Source organism: Bacillus crepusculi, assembly GCF_014764715.1.
Taxonomy (GTDB): Bacteria; Bacillota; Bacilli; order Bacillales; family Bacillaceae; genus Bacillus.
The window spans coordinates 1-2,164 of sequence record NZ_JACXXE010000029.1; the positions used below are offsets into that span (position 1 = coordinate 1).

The window sequence follows — 2,164 nt, forward strand, 5'->3', positions numbered from 1 at the left end:
CACCTGACATTCGGTGTCAGGTGTTTCACTATATTTATATTTTAAATTGTTTGATGAGCGCTCTTAGTTCTTCTGCCATTTGAGATAAAGTGGCGGAGGAAGAGCTGATTTCTTCCATTGATGCCAGCTGTTCTTCTGCAGAAGCCGCAATATCTTGGAAGCCTGCAGAGCTTTCTCTAGAAAGCTCTTTGATTTGATTGACCGCTTGTGAAATATCGTTTGAGCCATGCGATAGTTCTTTGGCTGATCCGTTCATTTGTTTCATTTGCTCGGTCATTTCAGATGTTTTATCGGTGATTTTCTCAAAGCTCACCTTCGTTTCATCTGTAATATTTAATCCTGATTGAACTTCGCCCGCTACTTGTTTAAACATTTTCTGTGATTTTTCAATTTCCTCTACGATCTCGTTCGTCAGGCTTTCAATTTCTTTTGAAGAGCTTCCTGATTGCTCTGCCAGCTTGCGAACTTCTTCTGCGACAACAGAGAAGCCTCTTCCTGCCTCACCTGCTCGTGCGGCTTCGATCGCTGCATTTAAAGCAAGAAGGTTCGTCTGGTCTGCGATGCCGTTGATGACACCGAGAATGCTTGTAATGTCCTTTGATTTCTGCTCTAAGCCTGCAATCACCTGCTCTGCTTCTTTCACTGCCTGCTCAATTGTCTGCATTTGACCTGCTGTTTTTTGAACGAGTGCTCCACCAGCCTGAGCGGTTTTGCTCGATTCAATCGACGATTCCATCATATGAGACGTGGTGTCGACCATATGCGATAAGCTGCGATCCATTTCGTTGAGCTGGACTGAGCTTCTTTCGATCATTTCGTTTTGATGCTCCGTGCTGTTTGAGAACTGTTCAATGGATGATGTAATATGCTCGGTCGCTTGGGCTGTCTGACCTGCACTTGCCGTTAATTCTTCAGAGGAGGAAGCCACATTTTCAATTGAATTCTGGACCGCTTGAATGACTTGTTTCAGCTTCGCTGACATATCGTTAAAGCTCTGCGCAAGCTTTCCGATTTCATCGTGAGTACGCACCTCAATGTGCTGGGTCAGATCTCCCTGACTAATTTTCTCAGCCGATTCAGAGAGCTCTATTAGTGGCTTTCGAATCGATTTAATAATAAAATAAATCGCGATTCCGCCTGCGACAATGGCCGCAGCAAGTATGATCATTGTTAAGTGAAGCACTGGCTGTGCGGCTTCCTTCACTTCGTTGACATACATTGTCCCAGCAATCTTCCAGCCTGTCGCTTCATTTGTGTCAAAAAACATTTGCTTCGGCTGTCCATTGTATTCATATTCAAAACTGCCTTTCTTTGAGTCATACATTTTTGCGATAAAGTCACCTGTCAATTTTGTCCCGGCCTTTTCCGTTTTATGGGCTATATAACGCTGATCTGAGGTGGCGACAAACGCATAGCCTTCTTGGCCAATTTTGATGCTGTTTGTATCTTTCAAAACCGTGTTCAATCGCACATTGATTCCGATCACACCAGAACCATCAGCTAATTGTTCTGATATTGTGATGAGCAGGTCATCAGATGACTTTTCTACAAAAGGATCTGAAATGAAGAGTTTCTCATCTCCCATCGATTGTTGAAACCATGGTTCATTTTTTGCGCTTTTTGCACCGCCTTTATGGATCTTGGAGTATTCAGTTAGTTGACCATTTTGATCTGCAATGAATACCTCTACTACATCTTCATCGGTTTCTGATAATTGCTCTAATTTCACTTTGAGTAAATCTTTGTTTTTAGAGGCCAATTCCTTCTTTTTCACCGATTTAGATAAATATGAAACAACATCAATTTTGGGCTGTACATCTTTAGTAATCAGTTCGTTTAATTGATTCACTCCATTTGCAGCACTAGACATAATCTCATCATTGAGAGACTTGGATGCTACTTCATAAGAAAATGCTGCCAATACGAGAATTGGCACTAGGAGAATTGCTAAGAATGCAGTAATTAATTTCTTTGACATCGTAAAGTGCTTAAAAAAGTTGATTTTTTTCATGACTATACTCCTTTTGATTGATGTTTTTTGGTCTTCCATCTCTATTCTTAGGTAATATGAATTATTTTTCAAGATATAATGTTCAAGAAACAACTAAAATAAGCATAATTACCTATTTCTTTCGATTTATTCAATTAAAAAAGAGCCTCCTAG

1 protein-coding gene is annotated in these 2,164 nt (G+C 40.6%); it reads right to left on the bottom strand.

Annotation, left to right across the window (positions count from 1 at the left end; translation table 11 throughout):
- Nucleotides 1-34 precede the first annotated feature (34 nt).
- The gene (locus IEE86_RS19780; RefSeq protein ID WP_191098560.1) at nucleotides 35-2,011 is read right to left on the bottom strand and encodes a methyl-accepting chemotaxis protein; all 1,977 of its coding nucleotides are present in this window, start codon (nucleotides 2,009-2,011) and stop codon (nucleotides 35-37) included.
- Nucleotides 2,012-2,164 lie beyond the last annotated feature (153 nt).

Bases quoted from the DNA above. Each gene is read 5' to 3' on its own strand.
- IEE86_RS19780 (WP_191098560.1), bottom strand. From the start codon at position 2,011: ATGAAAAAAATCAACTTTTTTAAGCACTTTACGATGTCAAAGAAATTA.